We start from the raw sequence: 25,493 nt of genomic DNA, 5'->3' as shown, positions 1-25,493 counted from the left end.
ACTAGTATTACAAAGTAAGCCGCCTTATAAGTTCAGATGGTACCGAAACTTCATTTCCTTCCCCTACCTTTTGAGAAAGTTGTGAAATCTTAATCATAGCTCCTTTCTCTTTTAATATCTTTATAATTTCCAAGTCTATTTTTAACTCAGGAATATGGGTAATTATCTCTTTTATAACTTCATTATTAGTTACTCTCACTAAATATTCTTCTTTATCTTCATTAAGCACAACATCAACATTATCCCTCAATTCTCCATCTCCTCTTGTTCTTCGTAGCCATTTCAGTGTTTTTAAGTTATCTGCTTCTTTTACAACATGAAGATAACATGGGCTGTAAGGCTTTAAACAAGTAGCCTGATATGTTATTTCCTTAAGCTCGACTTCCTTATTTTCAAGTTCACCAAAGCTTATTGCTTTATAAAGAGCTGTTTTACCGATATATTGGTTAGGTATTTCAACATATTCTAAACTTTCATCTAAAAGTATAAACCTATCCCCGCTATTATGGTTACCGATCTCTTTTTCGGTACCAAATCTTCCTCTTAGAAACTTACTTAGTTTATATTGATTCTCACTCAGAAGCTCAGCATTTTGAAATTGGATAATTTCATTATTTATCACAGCTAAATTACCGTAGTTAATTAACTCATCAAAGCTTATGCTTTTTAAGCTACCGCTTATGATATTTACCGTCACTGAACTTTCAAGATCAATAACTCCCGGAATTGCCGCATTATTTAAAGTGTTTAATATTGCTCCCATAGTCGCAGCTCTTTTTACTCGGCAAATTTCTTTATATTCTTGTGTATTAAAATTTAAATATACGGTGCAGCCGCTCCAATTGCTGCTCAGTGGGCAAGCTGCAAATAGTACCCTACCCGTCTGATTAGTTTTTTCTTCTCCCAGTAATGGTATATCTAAAATTTCCAGGTAAGTTTCTGCAATTCTATTATCGACGGAATTTATACCGCTGATATCCATATCCGGTCTAGTATCATATAAATCAAGATTTTCGGCTACCCCTTCAACTTTTAAAACACGGTTTTTACCGAAACATGTATTAGTAATTCTAATTAAATGCTTTTCATTGTTAACCTCAATTTCAACTAAATTTCCGGGTTTAAGAAATGCATACTTAAGTGATAGGGTAAAAGTATATTGCATCTGCTCAAGCCATGAACCGAACAACGCTATATCAGCAATTCTTCGGGCGATATGCTCAGTCATAACAATCGGCAAGTTAATGGTTAGTTGCTCTTGACTTGAGGTGTGATATCTTTGTGCATGAACGGTAGAAACCTGGAAATCACGGTAAGAATTGAAGAAATTAATATTAATGAATTGAGGAAGCTCCATTTCCTGCACTCTTTTTATATGAATTGTTTCAATATTATCTCTTGAGACTTTAGTAGCAACTAAGTCATCCGAATTAATTTTACATATTTCTTTATGTATCCGCGGCATAAAAGTAAGGCGCCGGTTCTGCTCAACAATATCAAAGAAGTAAGCTTGTTGGAGTATTTTGATCATATTTCTTAGATTGCTTGGTGATGTAATACAAAATCCCTCAATCGGGTGATTAAGTTTAGAGAGATCAATATCGGATTGCTTTAATGCAGTCCTTTGCAGCAGTTCCATGATCACTTGCGCAAGAGTCGAGATACCTAATTTACCTTGTACCCAGTGCCCTCTAACCCAGCAGGCACCATCAGCCCAAACATCATTTAAATTAGGCCAATAGGGATAAGGCCTTGCATCCCAAGTCCATAAAAATTTATTTTCAATCATATCGGAATTTCGCCATTTCTTCTCAGTGGCCTCAATTGCGGCACGCTGAGCAAAAAGGTCTATACTTGCATCGGAATGAATCGGCACATTTGATTCCGAGGTAGACGGATCATAAAATACGTTTGGCTGATTTGAAGCGCAAGTTATCGAGGGGAATCCATATTCGGTAAACCAAATTTTTTTAGATTTTGGCACCCAGGAAGTCTTTTTGCCGTTCGGATTATGATGCTCATTTTCCCACCAATACTTTATATTTTTCCATGCCCATTCGGGTGATAAACCCGCTTTACCTTCTTTTTTAGCCGAATCCAAATAATAAAAATCATAACCTTCTCCCGATTCCCATCCCTTCATTAATTTCTCAACATCATATACACTGTGCTTTTCATTACTAAGCGGGAAATATGCATCAATTCCGATGAAATCAATATGAGGTGATGCCCATAAATCATCGAGATGGTGCCATCCCTCATCAGAATGGTGATATTCACTCCAATCGGCAGCATAACTGACTTTAACCTCCTCCCCTAAAATAACTTTTACTTTAGCTGCTAAATTTATTAGCTCCTCAACAGTCGGAAAGTTATTATCTTTAGTTTTTACAGAGGTTAAATTTTTCAACTCCGAGCCGATGATAAAAGCATCAACTTTACCTTTAACCAGGCGAGCATAATGCAAAATGAATTCATTATAACCCCGTTTTTTATTAAAAAAGCTTTTAACATCTTTGGCTTCACCCGATATATGTCCTCGCCACGGCTTATCCTCTTGATCCACAAAGACCATAGGGTAGAACATTACTTTAAATCCTCTCGATTTCATTTCATCCAAGTAGCGTGATATGCTTTCATCATTAGTAGTACCGCCGTAAATCGGACGTCTTTCTTTCTGAGTAATAAGCCGAGCTGTTTCACGAGTAAATCCGGCGACTTTCCACACTGAAGGAGTAGTCAGCACATTAGCTTTATATTCGACTCTCGGTTCAATAATTGCATTATTTATATCTAGCGAAGAGGCAAACCATGAAACTACGGGAGCAACCCATTTAACATTAGGCAGTGTTTCTTTCAACTGATCCAGCGCGAGCACGGCATCGGCCTTACCCGATAAGTTATTTCGGTTAATTGATTGTCGCATTCCCCTTTGAATCCAACCTCCATCATAATAATCCACATCCAGTTTTTGCTGCGTATTCGTATCATAAACAAACTCCCCGCAACCCGGGATAATAATAATCGATTCAATTAAATCCTCTACTCTCTCTACTTCACCACTAGAGCTGATTTCCTTTCTTACTTCAAAATTGAAATTAGGAATACGGTTACCGAATTCTGCAAGCTCTAAATTTTCAAATACTACATAAGCAATCCCTCGATAAGCTGGAGTTTTTCCTATTCCCTGTATACTTTCTATCAAGGGATCTGGAAGTTGGGCTTCATCTCCCCGATAAACCCTCATATTATAAAGAGTGGGGTCTAACACTCTTCCATCGGCTATCACCTTATTAATTGAAGAAATTGTTCCTTCACATAATGCAATTGCAAGTGAAATACTGTAACTGTAATCAGTATGGGTTTGCTTGATTTTCATCCCCTTACCGCCGCCGGTCTGGCGCCTAATATGAGAAGCTTCCTTGATATCGGTTGCCCATATAATATTTCCTGCAATAAGTGCACTACCAAAAAGTATATTAATCATTTCACCGTATACTGAGCTTTGCACTGCTAAATCGGAAAGTCGCTTACCGTAAGTATTAATATTCTGCTTACTTCCAAATAGGTTTTGATCAATAAATGAACCGGCAAAACTTCCGGCCAGTTGTCCGATACTTGCCCCGAGTGCACTTCCGATGCCTGCCATACTTCCTAAGCTTGCACCTGCAATGCTTCCGACACTACTTAAAATAATTGAAGCCATATTTAATTACCCCCTGTTTACAAATTGATAAATTTTTATAATTTTGTTTTTAAGCTCATCGGTTAACCTATGCTCAACCACCTTACTTCTACTAATGCAAGCATGAATCAGCGAAAAATTTTCTGTGCTATAATCCGCAATAATTCCTAAATGGTATGAATTCGGCAAACCTTGAAATAAAACAATATTGCCTAAATTGAGAAAATTAGTTTCTTCTAAGTGTTGTGTTAACTTCTTTTTTAAATATTGCGTTCCATCAAATATAGAATAGTTTAAAATATCATAATCTTTAATTAACCCGCCTTGCTTAGAATAAATAGTAAGAGATTCCGCAACACCTATAATAAGGCCTATACAATCCACTCCTATCCCTTTTTTTCTTCCTTGCAGATGAAAGGGAGTGTTTAAAAAGCTGCGAGCTTCAGCTACTATTCTTGCATTTATTGTTATCATGGTTATATTTTCAAAAAAAATTAGTTGGTTGATATGAGTTGGTTAGAAAGAATTAAAAAAGGCCTAAGCAAAACCTCAGGCAATATAACATCAAGCATAACTAGTATATTCACGACTAAAAAACTTGATGACCGGACTTTAGAAGAGCTTGAAGAACTCTTAATCATGTCGGACATGGGGGTAAAAGTCGCAAGCAGTCTTATCCAAAGTTTAAAAAAAGATAAATTTCAAAAAGATATTACTGAAGAAGAAGTTAAAACTTATCTTGCGGATAAAATAGCAAATATAGTTTCTCCCTTTGCTAAAGAGCTGAAATTTACATGTAAACCGCAAGTTATATTAGTATGCGGAGTAAATGGCAGCGGTAAAACTACTACTATCGGCAAAATTGCCAATAAGCTGAAAAATGAAGGTAAAACGGTTTTACTTGCAGCTTGTGATACCTTCCGCGCGGCCGCTGATCTTCAACTTAAAGTTTGGGCTGAACGCGCAGGGTGCGAACTAATTCAAGGAGAACCGGGAGCAGACCCTGCAAGTGTTGCATATAAAGCTTTAGAAAAAGCAACAACCGAACAAATCGATGTTTTATTAATAGATACTGCGGGACGTCTGCAAAATAAAAAAAATCTCATGGAAGAACTCGCTAAAATTATTAAAGTTATTAAAAAATTAAACCCTGAAGCTCCGCATGACACATTGCTTGTTCTGGATGCATGCGTCGGGCAGAATGCCATCTCTCAAGTTGAGATATTTAAAGAAATAGTAAATATTACCGGGCTTATAGTTACTAAATTGGACGGCACTGCTAAAGCCGGAATATTGGTTGCAATCGCTCAAAAATTTTCTACTCCCGTTCATTTAATCGGAGTAGGAGAGAAAATTGAGGACTTAGATCAATTTGATGCTAAAGCATTTAGTAAAAGCTTATTCGGCTTAGAATAGGTCTTATTTACCTTAAAAATATTATTTCTTTAATTTAAAAGTAATATTTAAAATTTATTTATTTAATTAAAATATACTTTCTTTATATAGTATAAGCTATAATTTTGCATTTATGGAAGTCTTCTCCTATAAAAACAATAAAAATACAAATAATATTAACTAAATATTAACATATTTACTTTACATTTATATAAGCAATTCAAAATGGAAGGCAATAATGGGATTATTAGAAGAATTAAATGCTAAAAAAGGGAAGTTAAATAAAACCTCTGAAAGAAGCAAAGAAGTAGAGATTAAAGAAACGGAAAAAACTTTTAGTGAAAAAAAAGCATCTCTTGGGAAAGTTGCTGTTAAAAGCAAAAAACTGGAGATAGTAGAAAAAGAAGTTTTTCAGAAAGAGATCGATGATGCCTACAAAGAATGCCAAAATAATACACGACCTCTAGAAAAGTTAAAAAATACATTGCAAGAAGATCTTCTATTTATAACTAATACTCTTAACCATTTAAATAAAAGCGGCAAGCTCACCCCTCAAAAAGAACTGGAATACAATAAGTTCAAAGAAAACCTCCAGGCAAGAAAATTATATATAGATAAAAAGATTGCTCAATTTAAAATTGAAAACAGTATAATTATTGAGCAGAATACATTGAAAGATAATATTTCTAGAAAACTTGACGATATCACATTAGAAGATGCCCAAGCCTTAAAATCAATGTTTGACCAAGGTAAAGCAATCTCCAAAATGGTGATAACAGAAACTGGAAACGCCAAAGATGCACCTGAAAGTGAAGATCGTTCTGCATTATTATCAGCAATTCAAGGTTTTAATAAAGAAAAGTTAAGAAAAGCATCCCACCAAGTAACCAACAAACCTCAAAAACCTGATAAGGAATCTGAGTTATCCATTTCTCAAAAATTAGGCTCAATGAAAAATCCTTATGAAGACATATTGGAACTTAGGGAAAGAACCGCAGAACTCAAACTAAAATTGAAAACTACAAAAGAGCTCAAAGATATTAAAATTAAAATTACTGATCTTTCAGTGCAATTGATGAAAGAAATTTCTTTTGCTAAGAAGAAAGGAGTGAATAAAGAAATTATAGATGCAAAGCAAGCACAAATTCATGAGCTTGGGAAAGTATCAAAAGTTGTAAATAATATGATCGCTGACAGACGTGAGGCGGATAGAGAAAAATCTGATATAGTATCGGAAATAAAGAAGCATATTGAAAAGCTTAATATAAATGATCTAAGTGCAATGAATAGATTGCTGAGCAATATCGGTAATAGAAAGCTAAGCGAGATGATTGATAAAGACGGGAAGCAACAATATAAAGGAGAATCTATAGCTTCTACTAAGACAACTTCTAAAAACGAAAAGAATACACATTTAACCGAACAACAAAAGAGAAGTAAACAAGAACATAAAGATATTAAGCTTGCTAAGAAGCTCCAACAAGAAGAATCAGATTATGAACTGGCTTTAACACTTCAGAAAAAAGAAGATAAAAAACTTGCTAAAAGATTAGATTCCGAAGAAAAAGATGAATACCTAGCACGTAACCTCCAGGAAAAGCAGGATAGAAAATTAGCGGAAAGCTTAGGTACTGTATCAAATAAAACAAAAATCAGCCATAAAGTGCATTCACCGGTAAATAAAGATAACATAGGTTATGTTAAGAATACGCAAAAATCTTCGCAAGAATCTAACCACTTACAGCCGGAAAACTTTCCCGGTAGCTTCTCAATATTACAACATTTTTATAAGTTGATAGAAAATATAATTGATTTAATCTATCCAAAAGTAAAAATAGAAGATAAAGTTAGTAAGAATCCGGTAAATAGCTTTAAAACAACTATAAAAAACAATGAAAGACAAGATGATAAGCCGCTTTCACGTTAAAACAAAAAATTAAATTGCTAATTTATATACTATTAATCTCCCCCTATTTCTAAGCTTTTTTATGAGAGTTATCGATATTTTTATATTAACTAAACAAAGTTTATATACTTTCTCTTGAGCAGGCTTTTAAAACTTGTTAACATTGCTCGAATTTCAATTTTAAGAGTTAGTGATGACCAAGAAAAATATATTTCGTATTATTATAGCTTGCATGGTGCTTTATCTAGGGGTCTTAGGTTATATTTACTTAAATCAAAGGACGTTATTATATCATCCCGAGCAGGAAATAATCGGCTTGGAAAGTTATAACATGCCGACCACCGAAGAAATATTTTTAACTACCAAAGACGGGGTTAAAATTCAAGCATGGTATAAAAAACCGGATATGGGTAAAGAAATGGTAATATTTTACCATGGTAATTCCGGGCATATACCGCAAAGAATAGATAAATTGAAAGAATTAAATGCAATGGGTTACGGATTTATTATTCCTGCCTGGAGGGGATTCGGGAAAAGTGAAGGCTTTCCGACCGAAGAAGGAATCCTTAATGATGCGGAAGCAACTATTGAATTTATAAAAAAAGAAGGCTATGACCTTAAAAAAGTTATTGTTATAGGAGAATCTTTGGGAACGGGGATCGCCACTCAAATGGCTGCTAAGCATGAATTTAAAGGCTTGCTGTTAATTACTCCTTATACAACGATTCAAGATAGAGCAAGTGAAATATATTTCTATATCCCGGTTAAATATTTACTCAAAGATAACTTTGATACCATTAACAATATATCAAAAGTTAAGGTTCCGGTAATTATTATTCATGGTGATAACGATGAGATTATTCCACATACTCACTCATTAAAAATTATAGAAAAAGTAAATGAGCCGAAAAAGTTAATTATTTATCCGGGTATAAACCATACTAACTATGATTCAAAAACAGTGTTTACTGAAATGAGAAACTTCTTTAAAAGTTTAGAAAAAGACACTGAGGTAAAAGTTGATCAAGACTGATATAGCAATAATAGGTGCAGGCCCGGTCGGGCTTTTTACAGCCTTCCAAGCCGGTATGCTTGGCTTAAAATCAATAATAATTGATTCATTGGAATTTATGGGCGGCCAGTGTGCTGCTCTATATCCTGAGAAACCGATTTATGATATCCCTGGTTTTGAGCATATTTCAGGCTCAGAGCTTGTTGAAAATCTTTACCGACAAGCCAAACCTTTTAATCCTCACCTGCTGCTTAATAACACAGTCACCTGCATAAAAAGAGAAAATCATAAGTGGCAGCTAAAAACCTCTCAAAATAATGAGATTGAAGTATCAGCAATAATAATTGCAGCAGGCGGCGGAGCCTTCGGACCTAATAAACCCCCGCTGGAAAGTATAGAAAGCTTTGAGGGTAAAAGTGTTTTCTATATGGTAAATAAAAAGGAAGGCTTTAGAGATAAAGTAGTTGTGGTTGCCGGAGGCGGTGATTCAGCCGTTGATTGGACAATCATCCTTTCGGGTATTGCTAAAAAGGTTTATGTAGTACATAGAAGGGATAAATTCAGAGCTTTACCTGAGAATATAAACAAAATGCATGAAATATCCAAGACAGGTAAAATTGAATTTGTAATCCCCTATCAGTTAAGTGCAATCCGCGGAGAGAGCGGTTATCTGAAAGAAGTTGAAGTTATTGATTTAGATAATAATGTAAGAACTATTGAAGCGGATATACTCTTACCCTTTTTCGGTCTTGCTATGGAGCTTGGAGCAATTGCCGATTGGGGGTTAAACTTTGATAAGAAACACATTGCGGTTGATCCGGTAAATATGACTACAAACTTAGAGAATATCTATGCAGTCGGTGATGTAGCCACCTATAAAGGAAAATTGAAATTAATCCTAACTGGTTTCTCGGAAGCAGCGTTGGCTTGCCACTCAGTCTATTCTGTGGTATATCCGAATAAGCCTTTACATTTTGAATATTCCACAACTAAAGGCATACCAAAAATATAAAAAATATTAAGAGAATATGATTTTATGGCTAATTGCCAAATTATTGACGGTAGAAAGATAGCAGAAGAATATTATGCACGACTTAAAGCTGATGTGGATTATTTAAAGGAAAAACATCACCTTATTCCCGGCCTTGCAGTAATTTTAGTCGGTGATGACCAGTCAAGCATAGTTTATGTAAATCATAAGTTAAGAAGAGCAAAGGAAATCGGAATCAATATTTTTGAATATCCGCTGCCTGAGAAAATTTCTTCTAAAGTACTAATTGCAAAAATTGAGCATTTAAACAATGACCATCGCGTACACGGTATTTTACTGCAACTTCCCCTCCCCGGCCATTTAGATTCTCATGAAATAATCAACTATATTGATTCTGAAAAAGATGTAGATGGTTTTACAATCAAAAATATCGGGTTACTCAGCTCATGGCGGGATTGCCTTGAACCGTGTACACCAAAAGGCGTACTGATCCTTTTAAAGCGCATTTTCGGGGAAGATTTATCGGGGAAAAAAGCTGCCGTGATCGGTAGATCCATGATTGTCGGTAGACCGATGGCTATGATGTTACTTAAAGAAAACTGTACGGTAACTGTTTTACATTCAAAGTCTGAAAATATTGAAGAAGAGTGCAAACGAGCCGATATTTTAATTTCTGCAACCGGTAATCCCGGAATGTTGAAGGCAAGCTGGGTTAAAGAAGGGGCATGTGTTATTGATGTTGGGATAGTAAGAAGAGAGGGGAAACTTTACGGAGATGTGGATTTTGATGATGTAAAACAAGTCGCCGGCTATTTAACTCCTGTTCCAGGAGGAGTAGGTCCCATGACTGTTGCTTGTATGCTCGGCAATACAATTAAAGCTGCATGTGCTCAAAAAAAGATATCTCTTGAGAAAGAAAGAAATGAAAAGTAGATTAAAAACACTTTTGCGTTGCTTTTATAAAGCAATATATGACACTGTGTACCACGAAGGCGTTGAACATGCGGGTTACATGGCATTTTTACTGATGCTGACTATTTTTCCAACCCTTGTATTTTTTGTCGCTTTAGTTGGGTTTTTCGGCAAACAGAACTTATCTGAACTATTAGTTAATTTAATTCTTGAAAGCTCATGGGCTAATTTTATTGAAGCTTTAAAACCGAGGATTATTGAAATCACTTCCAGCCCACCGCAAAGTTTACTTACTATTGCGATTATAAGTGCACTCTGGACTGCTTCTTCTATATTTGAGGGGTTACGTACTATTTTAAATAAAGCTTATAAGATAACTACAACAGCCACCTATTTAAAAAGACGTCTGATAAGTTTTCTGGAATTTGCCGGCTTAATGATGATAACTATTATTTTACTGGTTACCTTGTTAATCGTGCCTTGGATATGGAATTATGTATATATGTTTGTAGAAATTTACGATAACCCGCTAATTAATTTTATAGGTAAACCGACACATATGCTCCGCTACCTGATTTTAATCTTCTTCGGCTTTCTACTTGTCTCAGGGCTTTACTATTATTTACCGAACAGAAAGATGAAATTCACCCTGACATTCCCGGGCACGATTGCCGTGCTCTTAGGATGGGCAATATCTTCAGCCTTATTTAGATTATATTTGAGTTATTTTCCTTCAATTAATATAATTTACGGGAGTATTGCAGGGGTAATAATAGCCCTGCTCTATTTTTATATATGTAGCTTAATATTCATTTTCGGGGCTGAATTCAATTATCAGGTTGAAACCCAATTCGGTTTAAATGTAAACTTCTATACCAGAAAGAAGGATAATGCTTAATTTTCTTTAAATTTAATAAATAAAAAACCTGTATAACGAAAGTTCCATTATTTTACAATATTTATTAATATATTCATGTTATAATACCAAACTGTATTAACTACATAAATAATTTTTTTCTAATATCCATGAAACAAAATATAGAATATACCTCCCAAAATAACTTTAATGCGGCCGATACACAACAAGATTTAATCACTGCTATTAAAGATGCTAATGAAGAAGCTGCCAAACAACTTTTAGAGCAGGACGGCTCCACATATTCTGAGTATATAAAAAGTAAGGCATTAAGGCTTACGGTTCAATTCAATATGGCTGAGATAGCGAATATTTTAATTATTAAAGGCGCTGATATTAATGCAACAGACAGCAGTGGTAATACTCCTCTAATTTTTGCGGCTGAGAGCGGAGATATAAGCAGTATGCAATTACTCCTAAGTAAAGGAGCATATGTTAATGCGCAAAATAGAAAAGGTAACACCGCTTTGATGCTGGCTATAAATGCTGAAGTAGTAGAATTACTCATGAAAAACGGCGCTGATATAAATATTGAAAACAACACAAATAGAACTGCATTAAATATTGCAATCGAGAATGAGAAGACAGCTATTATAGAGCTACTTATAAAAAAAGAATCTAAAGTAAATATGATTGCTCCGATATTGCACCAAAATAAAAACTTTTCATATTCTATCCACCAAGGCGATAATAAAGGTTGGGTAAAAATGATAGGCAGAGAAAATGAAATCAAACTACGTAATTTACAATTTTAAAAAATTAGTTTTAAAGTAACCGTGAACTAATAGTAAGAAGTGTTTATAATATGATTACAATAAAAAAGCTCACTATTCTTAAATAAAAACAGTGAGCCAAATTTTTATAATTTTAATATCAACTTAATTTAAGGCCATACCTATTCTGCATGCAGATGAGGTAGTTGTCATATTATAATACCCAGTTGCCGATGCAACACAAGCACCCACTGCTGCACCGCTTCCGTCAAGAGATCTTACAATTCCGGAAGTCCCGCCGACAAAATTTCCGCTTGCATCACTTCCCCCATCATCCATTTTTTGATCAATACTCCATGCACTATCAGGGTTAAGTATACCGGTAAGCAATGTATCAGATGCGAGCGGTGCTCCTAAAAACACTGCATTAGTTGTTGAAGAAAAAGGTGTAATATTACCGGCCATTATATATCCTCCGCCGCTTATCTTACTAGCCGGTGCATTTGTTCCTATAGCAGTTGTAGTTGCAGTAACAGCGACAATATTAGCATTTAACATACCGGCCAGCTGCAAATGTTTCCATGCTTTGTTAACTTCATTATTAGTAGTTGAAGCATTATCATAGTTGATTACTCCGTTATTATTGCCGACGCAAATCGCCGAAGATGCCGCGCAGTTAGTATTCCAAAGATAGTATGCGGTATCCATATCACCCGGAACTTTACTGTATTTAGTTAAAAAGTTATTATATGTTGTTGCATATTGTTGAAAATCAGTAATTACTGAGCGTAATTGTGCCTGTCTTATAAGATTATTACCGGCAGATACCCCCGCAATTAAAAACCCTATAATAACTAACACGATCGAAAGCTCTACAAGCGTAAAACCTTTTTGATTTAATAAATTCTTATTAACGTCTTTCATACCCTCTCCCAAAGTATTTCCTAGTAGTATACTTTAATTAAAATATAGAGATAATAACTTTGCAAGCAAAATATCAAATTATCTGCAAAACACTCTAATATTACTTAATCTATATTTCTTACCGGTTTATAATCTTATTTCCCCCACCCTTCTAATGGATTTAAAAATGCTCTATTGTTAAAAAATTTTAAAAATGATGCTAGCTTTTTTATTTTTATATGCTATAAACTTTTTTGGATGTTCCTCGGTAGCTCAGTGGTAGAGCAAGCGGCTGTTAACCGCTTGGTCGCTGGTTCGAATCCGGCCCGGGGAGCCATCTTTTGTTAATAAGTGCTAGCTTTGGGTATATTAATGGCACTAATAGTCAGTTGGAATATCAATTCAGTCAAATCTCGTCTCTTACATCTGATAAAGTTTATTGAAGCTAATCAACCTGATGTTTTATTACTTCAGGAAATCAAATGTGAAAAACATAATTTTCCTTTTCTGGAACTTGAAGAACTCGGTTATAATATAGCAGTACATGGGCAAAAATCTTATAATGGAGTAGCAATATTAAGTAAGTCTCCTACTGAAGATGTTTTTACTGCCCTTATCGAAGAACCTGATTTTAAAGAGCATGCCAGGTATATAGAGTGCTTTACCCGAGTACACGGGTTAAACTTAAGAGTTGCTTCCGTATATGTACCTCAGGGCACTGAGGTGGATTCGGAAAGATTTGCTTTTAAACTTAGATTTTATAAAGCTATGGAAGCGCGTTATCGGCAAATATTAATGCAAGATGAAATGTTGGTTGCAGGGGGAGATTATAACGTTGCACCTGAAAATATAGATGTTTATGACCCGAAAAAGTTAGACGGAAGTCTAGGTTTTCATTTAGAGGAAAGAAAATCGTTTAGATCACTTTTAAATATGGGAATGAAAGACTCATTTAGAGTGCTTAATCCGCTTAGCCATGAGTATAGCTGGTGGGATTACAGAAGCAGCGGATGGCAGCATCATAAGGGCATGCGTATAGATCAAATTTTGGTTTCGCCCAATGCCGCAAATCATTTACAAAGTGCCGGTGTTTATTCCGAAGTGAGAGGATGGGAAAAAGCTTCCGATCACGCTCCTATTTTTTGCAAGCTTACTAATTTATAATATTAATGCTTTTTAGAGCGAATAGATTGCAGCTTCCTTATCTCTAATTCAGATAATCCAGTAGCTTTGGAGATAAATGATATGCTTTGTCCCATATCAAGCATATTAATAGCCACTTGCTGCATACCCTGTTGCATACCCTGCTGCATTCCTTTTTCAATCCCTTGTTGTACGCCTTTCTCTATAAGTCTATCCGCAATAGTCATAATATCTCTCCTTCCTTCTTCGGTTACCGCCTCTTTAAACGCCTCTATTATCTCTTCGGCTCTTTCACTTTCACCAGCTTCTACAGTATACCACAAAATGTCTATTATGTAATTACTATCTTTCTCGCTTATTTCCCTTAACAGCGGCTGTATATTCCTTAAAAAAGGTAAAATGTCGCGTGCAAATATCCTCTTCATTATATATTCCATTACTCCCGACCACACCCTTTTTCTCAGCTCCTCATCTTCTGTCTTTTGCACCTCTATCAGTTGGAACGGGTCATTATATATTTGCTTAGCAAGAGAGGGATCATCAAATAAGCTCCATAGATCAAGTGGAGCAGTATATTTTTCCAGTCCGGCATAAAATATCATCGGATATATAAACGGTAAATGCTTAGCTTTAGGGTGCTTCTTTAGGTGCTTATCACAAATACGAAGCATATATTTATATAACCTGAACGGCATCCAGTAATCAGGCTTACTTTGATGCTCGACCAATAAATAAAAATACCCTTTCTCTTCGCCGAAGTTTACTGAAAAGAGCATATCCACCATACCCTTACCTAAGCTGTTATCCGGGAAGCTTTCACTCTCGGGTTTCAAAGTATTCAGGTCCACTTTATTTCTTATTTCTTTAGGCAAATGTGCTTCGAAGAACTCTTTTGCTACCCTCGGGTTAGCCATTGCTTTTTTGAAAAAAACATCATGCGGTTGGCTATTACTTACTTTCTTGGCGGACATTTCGGCTAATCGACTTTTCAAATACACCTAATATAAAGCTTTGATAATCGCAAGCTTTATATAGATGCTTTTTTAAAGAGAATGCGCCACAGTAAGGTTTTTACCGAATACCCTTTCTGTCCACTCAGCCACTACGCGTTCTTTAACCGAAGCTAATATATTTTTCGGATAGGAAATATCTCTTTCAGAGTGCGTAAAACAAATATCAACAATATGGGTAATTATCTCAGGCGGTATATTACAAATCGGAGTCAGTTGATTAGCTTTATCAAACTTTTCACCTTCTTTACTAGTACGGTTTTTATATAAGGGATAATATAATAAAATAGCAGCAGCTCCACCCTGGGTAATCTTCCCCCTCTCCATCATTTCTCTTTCTTTTAAGTAAAAATAAGCACTATCCGCATTGATATGTTCCATATCAAGCTTTTTCGGGTTCAACACAACCTCACGACTTCTTATAATGATATTTTTATTTTTTTCATCAATAAGATGAGCATAGTTAATAAAAAATTCATGACTTAAGGAAGAAAAAAATCTCACTGCGTTTATTTCATTTGAAAGATAAGTTTTTAAAACACTCTCGTTTTTCTTAACATTACAATCCATAAGATTAACTGATGCTAAATATGCGAAATAATGATTATATTCAATATCATTATATGCTGTTAGTTGAGCCATAATATATTCGATACCGACTTTACCACTTAGCCTTAAATCTTCTAAATAGCTAAACCGCTTAGTATCTAATGCCATAAAAGCTAAGTTATGTAAGTCAGGTATTTTACTTAAAAGTTTATCAGCATAGCCGTAGTCCCCTATACTAATCGCGCAAAATGCAGCATATTCAACATCTCCCTCATGCTTTAACAAGAAATCCGTTTCTTCCTCTAAACCATTTTGAACAAATTTTTTAACTGCTGAATTAATAATCTTTTTGGAATTAAAGCTTTCAACGCTTTTCAACCCGTTTACTAGTAGATTATCTCCGTCTATGGTAGCCTTCATTAGAATCAACAAATACTTGTCTTGGGTTTCTTCCAGAATTTTTCTCCTGATTATTTCTTTACTAACTTTTCTCTCCTTGCCATTTTCAACAAACACTATGTGATCAGGAGTTTTGTTCGCTATAAAATTAGGATTTGAAATGCATAAAATGCTTTCAGATATTGCATTTTGCTTCATAATATTGATACTGTTATTTTCCCCTTAGTAATACCGTATATTAAAAAAATACCGCCTGTAAAGTTATTTAAATAGAATACTTTCTTCCAGCTTTTGAATTTGATCCCTGATCTCCGCTGCTTTCTCAAACTCAAGTTCAGCTGCAAATTTAAGCATTTCTTTATGTAATTTTTGAATTTTAGACTTAATCTTTTCAGGGCTTTCAAGCTTCCCTTCAGTTTCAATCGTTAAATGATCATGCTCATAAACGCTTTCAATTATATCTCTGATTGATTTTTTAATAGTTTGCGGAGTAATTCCATGCTCTTCATTATACTGCTGCTGTATCTTCCTTCTCCTTTCGGTTTCTCCCATAGCCCGCTTAATTGATTCGGTAAGTTTATCAGCATAAAGAATGGCTCTGCCTTCTATGTTTCTGGCCGCTCTTCCGATAGTTTGGATAAGTGAAGTTTCCGAACGTAAAAATCCTTCTTTATCAGCATCAAGAATAGCAACTAAGGAGCACTCCGGAATATCCAACCCTTCCCTTAGCAAGTTAACCCCAACCAAAACGTCATAAATACCTTTTCTAAGATCTCTGATAATTTCCACACGCTCAATGGTGTCAATATCAGAGTGCAAATAAACCGCCTTAATTCCGATATCGGTTAAATACTCGGTCAAGTTCTCGGACATCTTTTTGGTAAGTGTAGTGACCAGAACTCTTTCTCCTTTTTCTACTGCATTCCTGCACTCATTTAATAAATCATCTACTTGGGTTTCAACCGGCTTTATCGTGCATATTGGATCTATAAGACCGGTCGGCCTGATCACCTGCTCGGCATATTCTCCGTTTGTATATTTTAATTCTAATTTGCCGGGAGTAGCAGAAACAAATATGGTTTGCGGTCGCATTGAATCCCATTCGGCAAAAGTAAGCGGCCGATTATCTAAAGCCGAAGGTAATCTAAACCCGTATTCAACCAAAACATTTTTCCGAGCCCGATCCCCATTAAACATTCCGCCCACCTGAGGCACGGTTACATGGCTTTCATCAACGAACAATAACGCATTGGAGGGTAAATACTCAAATAATGTCGGCGGCGGCTGCCCTGCTCCTCTACCGGAAAGATATCTGGAATAATTTTCAATACCTTTACAGCTTCCCGATTCAATCATCATCTCAAGATCAAACTTAGTGCGCTCTTCAATGCGCTGTGCTTCGATTAATCTGTTATGCTCTCGAAACCATTCTACACGCTTGCGCATTTCTTCTTTTATAAACTTAATCGATTGCTCGAGGGTTGGCCTTGGAGTAACATAGTGGCTATTCGCAAATACGGTAATTTCTTCCAGGTCTTTAATCTTTTCTCCTGTTAATGGATCAAATTCATAAATTTTTTCTACATCATCACCGAACAAGCTTACTCTCCATGCTCTATCCTGATAATGCGAAGGAAAAATGTCCAGGTTATCTCCCCTTGCTCTAAAGGTACCACGCTTAAAATCTATATCATTACGCTGATATTGCAAGTCTACCAGTTTCCTCATAATGCCATTGCGATCAACCTTAGTGCTCTTTTCAATTTTAAAAGTCATTTGCAGATAAAGTTCAGGCGAGCCGAGACCATATATACATGAGACGGAGGCAACTACAATTGCATCTTTACGCTCTAAAAGCGCCCTGGTTGCGGAGTGCCTGAGTAAATCAATCCTTTCATTAATCTGTGCATCTTTTTCGATAAAAACATCTTTATTTGCTATATATGCTTCAGGTTGATAATAATCATAATATGAAACAAAATATTCAACCGCATTATTCGGGAAAAAGCTTTTCATTTCCGAATACAGCTGAGCCGCCAGAGTTTTATTATGCGCCATAATAAGAGCCGGCTTTCCGGTTCTTGCAATAAGATGCGCCATGGTAAAAGTTTTACCGGAACCCGTTACACCAAGTAATACCTGATCTTTTTTATTAGCTTTGATCCCCCGTTCAAGCATATCAATTGCTCTTGGTTGATCCCCTGCAGGTTGATAGCTTGATTGTAAATCAAATATGCTCATTATCTTTAAAAAAAAAGAGTTATAATTAAAAAATTTCCTGCTTGTTTATAACATGAATACTTTTTTATATAAACTGATTTTTACTTTTATAGATTTTGTTTTTACAAAATGACTATTTATGTTAGGTTAAATTTTAAGTTAAACCTTATTGCAGGCTTTAAATTATGAAAAAGAATCTTCCCCTATTATTTTTCTCTTTTATTATACTTAATATATTTTGTTGGCTTTCTATAACTGCTTTATCTTGCGAAAAGCATGCAAAGCATAAACATTTTAACCATAAAGCCGTAATTAAAGAATTATTGAACTTAACCGGGGTTGTGTGCAATGAAGAAGCAGGAGATATTACAAGTTGTACAAAACAATGGATGAGGCCTGAAAACAAAGAGCGATGGGAAATAAGGGATGCCGAGAATGAAAGTATCTTAAAAAATAAAGATAGAATAATCACATTACTTAATGAATTAAAAATTTATGATGCGATTGATGCTAAGAATTCTCAATATGATTACGGAGTAGTCTTAGGTGCTAATGCAAATGCTATGAGAATCAGGCTTGCACACTTAGCTAAGCAGATTGATCAAGGCGTAGAGATTAAGCAGGTGGTTTTCTTAGTTTCCCAGCGTCCCCGATTCGAAAATATTGAGACTGAGGAAATGTTATTTGATGAAAATAATTTGTACCTTCCTCTTAAAAAAGGTTGGGTTAAACCTAAAAAAACGCCTGCAACCGAAACAGAAATTGCTAAATTTTTATTTGAGCAATCTGATTTACCTGAAAAACTTCAAAGTTTACCAGTGATATTTGTCGATACCCCGGGGAAAGGCGGGTTACCGGCAACCGTGAAAAGGGCTTCCACAAGTGATACGGTTATAGCTTGGATGAAGTCAAACCCTAAGTCAGGTACTATTTTAGCCATTTCCAACCCGCCTTATATCGGTTATCAGCATGCTGTGTTGAAAAAATACTTAAATCCCGGGTTTGAGTGTGAAACCATAGGTGCACCTAAAGTAGATCCTGATAAAATTAGCATTAGGGTTGTGCTTGACAGTATTGCGAAAAATATTGAAAATGATCCTTCTTTTCTTAGCTAAACAATTAATATTTTAAAGGCTTATATTCTGAATCTTTTTTTTTATTTTATTTACAAACCATATACAAAAAACATTGTAGATTAACAACTTGTTTTATTTCATAATATTTTATTAACACCAATGTTATAAATTATTATGCGCCATAAATCTGAAATACAAAAATTCATTATCTCTTATGAATGGAAAAGTTTATATGAATATATTTTCTGCCAAGACATAAAATTAATAGATTTAAATGGTATTTATCAATATCACAAATCGCGCAATCGATATTCTTTTGCGGATAGAACGGTTTTACCTGCACATATACCGGATAAAGCAAGTTTACTTACCATCGCAACTCAAGCAGCTGAAGAAGACCTGGTAAATTTGCTGCTGAACAAAGGTTGTGAAATTAATCCGGGGTTCGGACGAACTCCGTTGGAAGTGTTATTAGAAAATTTATTTCGCAGGCATGAACCGGACTTTAGATATGACGATTTTAAAGGTAAGCAGCTTTTGTTGATAGAAAAAATTTTAAATCATGCTTTAACTAATAATATTAAAATTAATTTAGAAAAAATTCCGCTTCAAACCACTTCTCCCTCTTCCTCTACTTCATGTTCTTCGCTTAAGCTACCTGATAATTTGGAATATAATCCACATAAATTTAATTACTTACAAATTATATGTTGCGGAAAACCTCCGGAACTGAGAATAGACGTGAAATCATTATTTAGTATAATCAAATTGCTAATTAGTTGCGGTGATGATGTATATTACCTTAATGAGAGAAAAAAGAGCTTAATAGATTGTATACGAGATATTAAAATTCTGGAAATAATTTTAGAAGTTGGAAAATTCACCTCTGAATTTATAAACAAGCATATTTACAATTATAAATCACAAGAATCAAGGTTTAAATCTTTACCCGAAACCAAACTATTATCCTCAAAAATCAAAGCTCTATCAGCTTACCAGGATTATAAAAATTATCAAATGAATATAATTGAAAAGCCGCTTGTAACACAAGCACTCATGACTATAATATTTCCTATAGCCTTATCAGATGAAGCGGAAGTTGCTTTTAGAGAGTCTTTAAACGCAAGAGATATATTAAATTTAAAGCTGACTTGTAAAAGTATATATAACAATGCTAATGAAAAAAAACCTATAAGTTATATAGAATATATTAAAAATGAAAGGAAAGCTCCTAAACAAGTTGGGAACCCCATATTGATTTAAACAAACAATAATTTAATACTGAGTTAGGTTATAAATTTCTTCCCTTACCAAGTTGACTCCTTCTTTGCTCACGCTACTGGTAGAAATAATATTGCTAAACAGTATAGCATGCTGCTTTATTTCCGACTCGGTTTTTTCATTTACCGCTTTCAGTTCCGAGGCTTTTAACTTGTCAGTTTTAGTCAGGATAATCTGTACTGTAGTTGCATAATCGCCTAAAAATTTAATCATTTCTAAATCGTTATCTTTAATACCGAACCTGGAATCAATGAGCATAAAAATACGCCTCAGCTCTACTCTTCCGCGCAAGTAATCATAAATTAACCGATTCCAGCCTTTTATCTCGCTTTTAGAAGCTTTGGCATAACCGTAGCCGGGTAAATCAACGATATGTAACTTATTATTTACCGAAAAAAAATTAAGCTCGCGCGTTCTGCCCGGGGTATTGGAAACCCTTGCGATACGCTGACCGAGTATGGCATTAATAATGCTTGATTTACCGACATTAGAGCGCCCGATAAAGGCAACCTCCGGAATATTAGCTGAAGGCAAACCTTCTACACTTACAGCCCCGGTTACAAACTTGGTATTTTTGAGAAAAAACTTTTCTATTTCTGTAATCATAAATCTTTTTTAGTTCACAATATAGCTGAGAAAGCCGTAGAGCGCAATTTATCAATAAAGATATATTATAATAAAGCAAAAGCCACGCTCAATTTTTAAAGAAAGAGAGTGGCCTTCCAAGATAAATTATTCTCTAGCTAAAGCAGGCTGAGGTTTGCTTATCATATCAACAAACTTTTGAGTTGCTTCTAAACTATAGTTAATCGCGCCTGCAATCACAGGGGGCATGTAATCTTTAAACAGCATTGCGCTCAAAGAAACAGCAGCTACTGCTAATGTGGTAGAAACTATATCTAATCCGGTAAGAGCTAAAAATACCAAGGTTGAGCAAACAACCGCCAACTCTGATAATGCATAGTTTAAAATATTAGGTTGAAATTTTATTTGTTCGAACTTTATATCGGGAAAACTTAATTTTCTTAAAATCACCTCACTTATCTCACTAGGTATACCTTCACATTTATAAACACCATTTTGAATAATTATATTTGGAAGCAATACGCCATTTTTATTCATAATTTTATTTATCTTAAAGTGTTGTAAAATTAGAATCTGTTCTAATTTATTTTTTATTTCTTGAAAGTCTTCATTTAAATTTATTCTCCTGTCTAATATTTTAAAGCAATCAGCTATCTCCTTTGTAAAAGAAGTGATGTCGTCTGGATTAAATTTCAGAAAAGCTTCCTGAAATCTTTTATTCTCTTTACAGACTTGATTAACTTTTTCTAAAGCCTCATTAACTTTGTACCAGTAAGGTATAACTGACCATTGATCATAAGCCTCATATGGAACTTGTGTAATAAACGGATTAGATTGAACAATTGATAGTAAAAGTTCTGCCCCTTTTGAGTCTATTCCTTAATATTCGGTCACATCTAGGGTATTAACAAAAGTTGTTTTTAATACTTCTTCCAAAAAACCTATTAAGTCAGCCCCCTTCCCATATTGTTTAATTAATTTTAGCTCCTTAAGAGTTTTATTATCTTTTATTCCTTCTTCTCTAAATCTATCACCCCTTCAAGTACATTTTCATTATACTTTAAATCAAGACGAGTAAGGGTATTATTTACTTTCAATAATTCTTTAACAGCTTTATATATTTACAAACTATTTTATAAATAATTATCTTTTAAATTAAAGCTCTGCTAAGCAATTATAAAGATTTTTTTATTAACACTTCCCTAAAGATTATAAACTTAAACCCTTAAGCCTTAACCTGAGCTTTAGGCTTTCCATTTATTATCCCGCTGAAGAGTTCAAGCTCTTCCACTAAAATATAGTCATTTTTTCTGATTTTTTCTTTAGTGGTTAGTATCTCATGCTCAACAATACCTAAGGATTTTAAGAGCGCCCCGCCGAGCTGCAACCCCGTCTCGATAGTTGAAGGCACCGCAATATCGGCGCCCAATTTTCTGATTCCTTTACCTTCTCTATAATCCTGAACTCTTGCAATAACTTCAAGGTTTTTATAGTGCGTGGATATAGTCTTAACTGCTTTCCTTAAATCAACTTTATCATCCATGGTAAGTATAACCGCTGCCGCCCTTTCAGCTCCTACTGCTCTTAGAGTATCAATCTTACTGAGCTCGCCGTGGTAGACCGGGAACCCTTGCGTACGCGCTTGCTTAACAAGCGTATAGTTGCTGTCAACCGCAACGTAGTTTATCTGCTCTTGCGATAACATGAACCCGACAACTCTCCCTACTCTTCCGAATCCTGCAATAATTACATGCCCGTTTAAATCACTAACCCCTTTAAATTCCTGATTTCCTTCCACTTCCTGATTAATATCCACCTTATCTTCGATAAATGCACCGAGCATGGAAAGCAGTGGCGTAACCGCCATGGTGATCGCAACCAGCATAAATAGGAACTGTGCAGTTTCCTGACCGATAATCCCTTGCTGAGAAGCGAGCCCAAAAAGTACGAACGCGAACTCTCCCCCTTGAGAAAGTAATAACCCTGAATGAATGGCAGCACCCGTACCAAACCTGAATATCTTGCACAGCACAAATACTATGATTGCTTTTATTGCCAGTAATCCGAAAGAAATAGCAAATAATTTACTTAAATTACCGAGAATAAAATTGATATCTATCGACATCCCGACAGTCATAAAGAATAACCCTAACAGCAGGCTTTTAAACGGCATAATACTACTTTCAACTTTATTCCTGTATTCGGTTTCCGCAATCAATAACCCTGCTATAAAAGCGCCCATAGCAGTTGATAGCCCAAGCTCGTTAGTAAGCATAGCTGCACCTAAAACGATAAGTAGGGTAGCTGAAACATATACTTCTTCGCTTTTTGCAGAACCTATTAATGAAAAGAGGGGGCGCAAAAATAACCTACCGGCTATAGAAATTAAAATAATTACCACCAGTGCCTTAAGCGATGCTAAGCCGATACCTGCAAGCAGGTTTTCTTTTGTACCACTGATTAACGGAAGTATTGCAAGAAGCGGAACAACGGCAAAATCCTGCATAAGCAGAACTGCAAGCGATAACCTTCCCACCTGGGTGGATTGCCTTTTACTCTCTGCCAGAACCTGTAAAATAATTGCAGTGGATGAAAGAGCAAGCGCCGCTGCAATTAAAACGGCAACACTGGTTTCAATCATAAATATCTGCTTTAACACTGCTACTATAGCAAGCGTACTCACCGCGATCTGCAGCCCCCCGAATCCGAATACATGCAAACGCATTTGGATCAGTCTTTCAAAAGTAAGCTCAAGTCCTATAACAAATAATAGGAAAACTACACCGAATTCGGCAAAATATTGAGTATACTGATAATCTTTTATTAAATTAAACCCGTGCTCTCCGATTGCCGCACCCACAACTAAGTAACCTAAAACTGGGCTTAAACGAAGCTTTTTTAACAAAACAACTATAAAAACCGAAGCTCCTAGAAGCACTAATATGTCTGGTAAATATCTGAGATTATGCATTAAACCTTTAAAACCTATAAAAAACCTTTTGTATACAATATTTAATTATATTATACCATATGAATTGCACAAGCATTTTATCTGATAATCAATGACTAATAAAACCGTTTTAGTTACTGGAGCTGCAAAAAGGATAGGCAGAGAGATATGTTTATTTCTTGCTAAAAATCATTATAATATCCTTCTGCATTATAATCACTCAAGCGATGAAGCATTTAAGCTCAAATCCGAGATTGAGAATCTGGGTGTTAGTTGTAAACTGGAAACTGTAGATTTTTTAAATGAAAATGAAGTGAATAACTTGTTTGTTAATGAAAAGTTTAATTTGCTTATTAATAATGCAAGTATATTTGAAAACGATAACTTCAAAAATATTGATTACAAAAGTTTAGATAAACATTTTAAAGCTAACTTATATGCTCCGATTATCTTAAGTCAAAGATTTTTTAAAGATTTACAGTCGGAGGGTAAGCAGGGTAATATAATCAATATACTTGATTACTGTATAAGCGGGATGCCTAAAAATTTTCTCTCCTATATTTTAAGTAAGAAAGCTTTGTGGGAATTTACTCAAGTTGCAGCTTATGAAATGGCCTCTCATATTAGAGTAAACGCGATTGCACTTAGTAACACTTTAAAAGCGGAACAGCAATCGGAGCAAAATTTTGCTAAGTCCATCAACGATTCACCGCTTAGGCTCTCGCCGAATATAAAAGAAATTTTCAATTCAATAAATTTCATTTTAAATACACCCTCAATGACCGGACAGGTTTTATTTTTGGACGGCGGTAAGCACTTAAACATCTTAGAACAATTATAAATATGAATAACAGCACGTTAGATAAGTTAATTTCGACTATTGCAAAGCTACCCGGCTTAGGGCCGAGATCGGCAAGAAGAATCGTATTACATCTGATTAAAAGCCCCGACGCGCTTATGCTACCTCTTGCCGAGCAGTTGACTCAAGCAGCAGAAGAAATAAAAATATGTGAAGTATGCGGCAATGTGGATGTGGTATCACCATGTAATATCTGTAATGATGAAAAGCGTGATGATTCGATAGTTTGCGTAGTTGAGACTGTATCTGACTTGTGGGCACTGGAAAGATCGAACTTCTTTAAAGGAAAATACCATGTATTAGGAGGCACTCTTTCCGCGCTCGGCGGAAGACCCCCAGAAAGCTTAAACTTTAATTCTTTAAGCACACGAGTTGCAAAAGGTGCTATTCAAGAAGTAATCATTGCAACTAATGCGACACTTGAAGGACAAACCACCGGTCATTATATCGTTGATTTACTCACCCCGTTTGAGGTAAAGATAACAAGGCTTGCCTATGGTATCCCGATGGGTGGCGAACTTGATTATATGGATGAAGGCACATTAAACTTAGCACTGAAAATGCGTCAGGATTTTTAAAAGTAACTAAATGAATACTTTTGAACATAACATAAAAAGTATTTGGGGAAAGAAAGGAAGTAGTTGGCTTAACAGCTTACCCCGCTTATCCGCCGATTGCGCCAAGCAATGGGGTTTAAGTGAATTAACTCCGCTCAAAAACCTTAGTCATAATTATATTTTAAGCGGCTATCAGGACTCAGTTCCTATTATACTGAAAATCGGACTCGATATAAAGCAAACTGACAGGGAAGCTAATGCATTAAAATTTTATAACGGCAAGGGATGTATAGATCTAACAAACCCTTTAGTCTGCCTCAACGGCAACTTAAGTAGCATGCTTAATGTTACCATAGTTTCTATTGCATAATCCGAATAATAAGTTAGGCGTCCTTGTTTACACATATTATCATTTACAGCATACCATAACT

The 25,493-nt window shown here is 35.3% G+C and carries 22 protein-coding genes and 1 tRNA gene; 13 read left to right on the top strand and 10 right to left on the bottom strand.

Annotated elements, in window-relative coordinates:
* Positions 1 to 7: 7 nt before the first annotated feature.
* Positions 8 to 3,706, bottom strand: a complete 3,699-nt coding sequence (locus NF27_RS08650; RefSeq protein ID WP_039458391.1) for a baseplate multidomain protein megatron — start codon at positions 3,704 to 3,706, stop codon at positions 8 to 10.
* 6 nt (positions 3,707 to 3,712) lie between these two features.
* The gene (locus NF27_RS11400) at positions 3,713 to 4,159 is read right to left on the bottom strand and encodes an NlpC/P60 family protein (RefSeq protein ID WP_053332724.1); all 447 of its coding nucleotides are present in this window, start codon (positions 4,157 to 4,159) and stop codon (positions 3,713 to 3,715) included.
* 33 nt (positions 4,160 to 4,192) lie between these two features.
* Here NF27_RS11400 and ftsY point away from each other — a divergent pair, with 33 nt between their 5' ends.
* From ftsY to NF27_RS11395, 7 genes are all read left to right on the top strand, one after another.
* Positions 4,193 to 5,101: a signal recognition particle-docking protein FtsY gene (gene ftsY / locus NF27_RS08640; protein ID WP_039458389.1), complete on the top strand. Its 909-nt coding sequence runs from the start codon at positions 4,193 to 4,195 to the stop codon at positions 5,099 to 5,101.
* Between the two features lie 217 nt (positions 5,102 to 5,318).
* The gene (locus NF27_RS08635) at positions 5,319 to 7,007 is read left to right on the top strand and encodes a WH2 domain-containing protein (RefSeq protein ID WP_039458387.1); all 1,689 of its coding nucleotides are present in this window, start codon (positions 5,319 to 5,321) and stop codon (positions 7,005 to 7,007) included.
* Positions 7,008 to 7,179: 172 nt separating this feature from the next.
* Positions 7,180 to 8,019, top strand: a complete 840-nt coding sequence (locus tag NF27_RS08630; protein ID WP_039458385.1) for an alpha/beta hydrolase — start codon at positions 7,180 to 7,182, stop codon at positions 8,017 to 8,019.
* Entirely contained in the window at positions 8,006 to 9,010 is a 1,005-nt protein-coding gene (locus NF27_RS08625; RefSeq protein ID WP_039458383.1) for an NAD(P)/FAD-dependent oxidoreductase, read from the top strand. Before NF27_RS08630 ends, NF27_RS08625 begins: the two co-directional genes overlap by 14 nt.
* A gap of 24 nt (positions 9,011 to 9,034) precedes the next feature.
* Positions 9,035 to 9,922 carry a bifunctional 5,10-methylenetetrahydrofolate dehydrogenase/5,10-methenyltetrahydrofolate cyclohydrolase gene (locus tag NF27_RS08620; RefSeq protein WP_039458382.1) on the top strand — a complete coding sequence of 296 codons (888 nt, stop codon included), beginning with the start codon at positions 9,035 to 9,037 and terminating at the stop codon, positions 9,920 to 9,922.
* Positions 9,912 to 10,799, top strand: coding sequence for a YihY/virulence factor BrkB family protein (locus NF27_RS08615; protein ID WP_053332723.1), 888 nt, complete (start codon positions 9,912 to 9,914; stop codon positions 10,797 to 10,799). The genes NF27_RS08620 and NF27_RS08615 overlap by 11 nt, the downstream gene beginning before the upstream one ends.
* A 128-nt stretch (positions 10,800 to 10,927) precedes the next feature.
* Positions 10,928 to 11,572: an ankyrin repeat domain-containing protein gene (locus tag NF27_RS11395; protein ID WP_053332722.1), complete on the top strand. Its 645-nt coding sequence runs from the start codon at positions 10,928 to 10,930 to the stop codon at positions 11,570 to 11,572.
* A 123-nt stretch (positions 11,573 to 11,695) separates the two neighbouring features.
* Here NF27_RS11395 and NF27_RS08605 read toward each other — a convergent pair whose 3' ends face one another.
* Positions 11,696 to 12,454: a type II secretion system protein gene (locus tag NF27_RS08605; protein ID WP_152606890.1), complete on the bottom strand. Its 759-nt coding sequence runs from the start codon at positions 12,452 to 12,454 to the stop codon at positions 11,696 to 11,698.
* A 241-nt stretch (positions 12,455 to 12,695) separates the two neighbouring features.
* Between NF27_RS08605 and NF27_RS08600 the strand changes: the two genes are divergently transcribed.
* Both NF27_RS08600 and xth read left to right on the top strand, forming a co-directional pair.
* A tRNA-Asn gene (locus NF27_RS08600) sits at positions 12,696 to 12,770 on the top strand.
* 35 nt (positions 12,771 to 12,805) lie between these two features.
* Complete coding sequence (gene xth, locus NF27_RS08595; RefSeq protein WP_039458378.1) at positions 12,806 to 13,597, top strand: exodeoxyribonuclease III; 792 nt, start codon at positions 12,806 to 12,808, stop codon at positions 13,595 to 13,597.
* Between the two features lie 2 nt (positions 13,598 to 13,599).
* Here xth and NF27_RS08590 read toward each other — a convergent pair whose 3' ends face one another.
* From NF27_RS08590 to uvrB, 3 genes are all read right to left on the bottom strand, one after another.
* The gene (locus tag NF27_RS08590) at positions 13,600 to 14,568 is read right to left on the bottom strand and encodes an Rpn family recombination-promoting nuclease/putative transposase (RefSeq protein ID WP_152606889.1); all 969 of its coding nucleotides are present in this window, start codon (positions 14,566 to 14,568) and stop codon (positions 13,600 to 13,602) included.
* 51 nt (positions 14,569 to 14,619) lie between these two features.
* Entirely contained in the window at positions 14,620 to 15,732 is a 1,113-nt protein-coding gene (locus tag NF27_RS08585) for a hypothetical protein (protein WP_039458375.1), read from the bottom strand.
* A gap of 63 nt (positions 15,733 to 15,795) precedes the next feature.
* Entirely contained in the window at positions 15,796 to 17,775 is a 1,980-nt protein-coding gene (uvrB, locus tag NF27_RS08580; RefSeq protein ID WP_053332720.1) for an excinuclease ABC subunit UvrB, read from the bottom strand.
* Positions 17,776 to 17,939: 164 nt separating this feature from the next.
* On the opposite strand from uvrB, the gene NF27_RS08575 reads away from it, so the two are divergent.
* Together NF27_RS08575 and NF27_RS08570 are read left to right on the top strand one after the other, a co-directional pair.
* Positions 17,940 to 18,869 (top strand): hypothetical protein, encoded by a 930-nt coding sequence (locus NF27_RS08575; protein ID WP_039458372.1) that lies wholly within the window; start codon positions 17,940 to 17,942, stop codon positions 18,867 to 18,869.
* Positions 18,870 to 19,004: 135 nt separating this feature from the next.
* Complete coding sequence (locus NF27_RS08570) at positions 19,005 to 20,093, top strand: hypothetical protein (RefSeq protein WP_039458369.1); 1,089 nt, start codon at positions 19,005 to 19,007, stop codon at positions 20,091 to 20,093.
* A 12-nt stretch (positions 20,094 to 20,105) separates the two neighbouring features.
* Here NF27_RS08570 and yihA read toward each other — a convergent pair whose 3' ends face one another.
* The 3 genes from yihA to NF27_RS08555 form a co-directional block, all read right to left on the bottom strand.
* Positions 20,106 to 20,717 (bottom strand): ribosome biogenesis GTP-binding protein YihA/YsxC, encoded by a 612-nt coding sequence (yihA, locus tag NF27_RS08565; RefSeq protein ID WP_039458366.1) that lies wholly within the window; start codon positions 20,715 to 20,717, stop codon positions 20,106 to 20,108.
* A 126-nt stretch (positions 20,718 to 20,843) separates the two neighbouring features.
* On the bottom strand, positions 20,844 to 21,233 hold the full coding sequence (locus tag NF27_RS08560; protein WP_039458365.1) for a hypothetical protein: 390 nt from the start codon (positions 21,231 to 21,233) through the stop codon (positions 20,844 to 20,846).
* Between the two features lie 688 nt (positions 21,234 to 21,921).
* On the bottom strand, positions 21,922 to 23,667 hold the full coding sequence (locus tag NF27_RS08555; RefSeq protein ID WP_053332719.1) for a monovalent cation:proton antiporter-2 (CPA2) family protein: 1,746 nt from the start codon (positions 23,665 to 23,667) through the stop codon (positions 21,922 to 21,924).
* A 91-nt stretch (positions 23,668 to 23,758) separates the two neighbouring features.
* Here NF27_RS08555 and NF27_RS08550 point away from each other — a divergent pair, with 91 nt between their 5' ends.
* Both NF27_RS08550 and recR read left to right on the top strand, forming a co-directional pair.
* Positions 23,759 to 24,487: an SDR family NAD(P)-dependent oxidoreductase gene (locus tag NF27_RS08550; RefSeq protein WP_039458363.1), complete on the top strand. Its 729-nt coding sequence runs from the start codon at positions 23,759 to 23,761 to the stop codon at positions 24,485 to 24,487.
* 2 nt (positions 24,488 to 24,489) lie between these two features.
* Entirely contained in the window at positions 24,490 to 25,083 is a 594-nt protein-coding gene (recR, locus tag NF27_RS08545) for a recombination mediator RecR (protein WP_039458360.1), read from the top strand.
* 249 nt (positions 25,084 to 25,332) lie between these two features.
* Here recR and NF27_RS13335 read toward each other — a convergent pair whose 3' ends face one another.
* Positions 25,333 to 25,416, bottom strand: a complete 84-nt coding sequence (locus NF27_RS13335) for a hypothetical protein (protein WP_410518033.1) — start codon at positions 25,414 to 25,416, stop codon at positions 25,333 to 25,335.
* Between the last annotated feature and the right edge of the window lie 77 nt (positions 25,417 to 25,493).

Origin of the sequence: Candidatus Jidaibacter acanthamoeba, assembly GCF_000815465.1 — a bacterium.
GTDB lineage: Bacteria > Pseudomonadota > Alphaproteobacteria > Rickettsiales > Midichloriaceae > Jidaibacter > Jidaibacter acanthamoebae.
The sequence above is the reverse complement of the archived record's forward strand: the minus strand, read 5'-3'. Positions and strand labels throughout refer to the sequence as shown.

Bases quoted from the DNA above. Each gene is read 5' to 3' on its own strand.
- NF27_RS08650 (WP_039458391.1), bottom strand. From the start codon at position 3,706: ATGGCTTCAATTATTTTAAGTAGTGTCGGAAGCATTGCAGGTGCAAGC.
- NF27_RS11400 (WP_053332724.1), bottom strand. From the start codon at position 4,159: ATGATAACAATAAATGCAAGAATAGTAGCTGAAGCTCGCAGCTTTTTA.
- ftsY (WP_039458389.1), top strand. From the start codon at position 4,193: ATGAGTTGGTTAGAAAGAATTAAAAAAGGCCTAAGCAAAACCTCAGGC.
- NF27_RS08635 (WP_039458387.1), top strand. From the start codon at position 5,319: ATGGGATTATTAGAAGAATTAAATGCTAAAAAAGGGAAGTTAAATAAA.
- NF27_RS08630 (WP_039458385.1), top strand. From the start codon at position 7,180: ATGACCAAGAAAAATATATTTCGTATTATTATAGCTTGCATGGTGCTT.
- NF27_RS08620 (WP_039458382.1), top strand. From the start codon at position 9,035: ATGGCTAATTGCCAAATTATTGACGGTAGAAAGATAGCAGAAGAATAT.
- NF27_RS08615 (WP_053332723.1), top strand. From the start codon at position 9,912: ATGAAAAGTAGATTAAAAACACTTTTGCGTTGCTTTTATAAAGCAATA.
- NF27_RS11395 (WP_053332722.1), top strand. From the start codon at position 10,928: ATGAAACAAAATATAGAATATACCTCCCAAAATAACTTTAATGCGGCC.
- NF27_RS08605 (WP_152606890.1), bottom strand. From the start codon at position 12,454: ATGAAAGACGTTAATAAGAATTTATTAAATCAAAAAGGTTTTACGCTT.
- xth (WP_039458378.1), top strand. From the start codon at position 12,806: ATGGCACTAATAGTCAGTTGGAATATCAATTCAGTCAAATCTCGTCTC.
- NF27_RS08585 (WP_039458375.1), bottom strand. From the start codon at position 15,732: ATGAAGCAAAATGCAATATCTGAAAGCATTTTATGCATTTCAAATCCT.
- uvrB (WP_053332720.1), bottom strand. From the start codon at position 17,775: ATGAGCATATTTGATTTACAATCAAGCTATCAACCTGCAGGGGATCAA.
- NF27_RS08575 (WP_039458372.1), top strand. From the start codon at position 17,940: ATGAAAAAGAATCTTCCCCTATTATTTTTCTCTTTTATTATACTTAAT.
- NF27_RS08570 (WP_039458369.1), top strand. From the start codon at position 19,005: ATGCGCCATAAATCTGAAATACAAAAATTCATTATCTCTTATGAATGG.
- yihA (WP_039458366.1), bottom strand. From the start codon at position 20,717: ATGATTACAGAAATAGAAAAGTTTTTTCTCAAAAATACCAAGTTTGTA.
- NF27_RS08560 (WP_039458365.1), bottom strand. From the start codon at position 21,233: ATGAATAAAAATGGCGTATTGCTTCCAAATATAATTATTCAAAATGGT.
- NF27_RS08555 (WP_053332719.1), bottom strand. From the start codon at position 23,667: ATGCATAATCTCAGATATTTACCAGACATATTAGTGCTTCTAGGAGCT.
- NF27_RS08550 (WP_039458363.1), top strand. From the start codon at position 23,759: ATGACTAATAAAACCGTTTTAGTTACTGGAGCTGCAAAAAGGATAGGC.
- recR (WP_039458360.1), top strand. From the start codon at position 24,490: ATGAATAACAGCACGTTAGATAAGTTAATTTCGACTATTGCAAAGCTA.
- NF27_RS13335 (WP_410518033.1), bottom strand. From the start codon at position 25,416: ATGGTAACATTAAGCATGCTACTTAAGTTGCCGTTGAGGCAGACTAAA.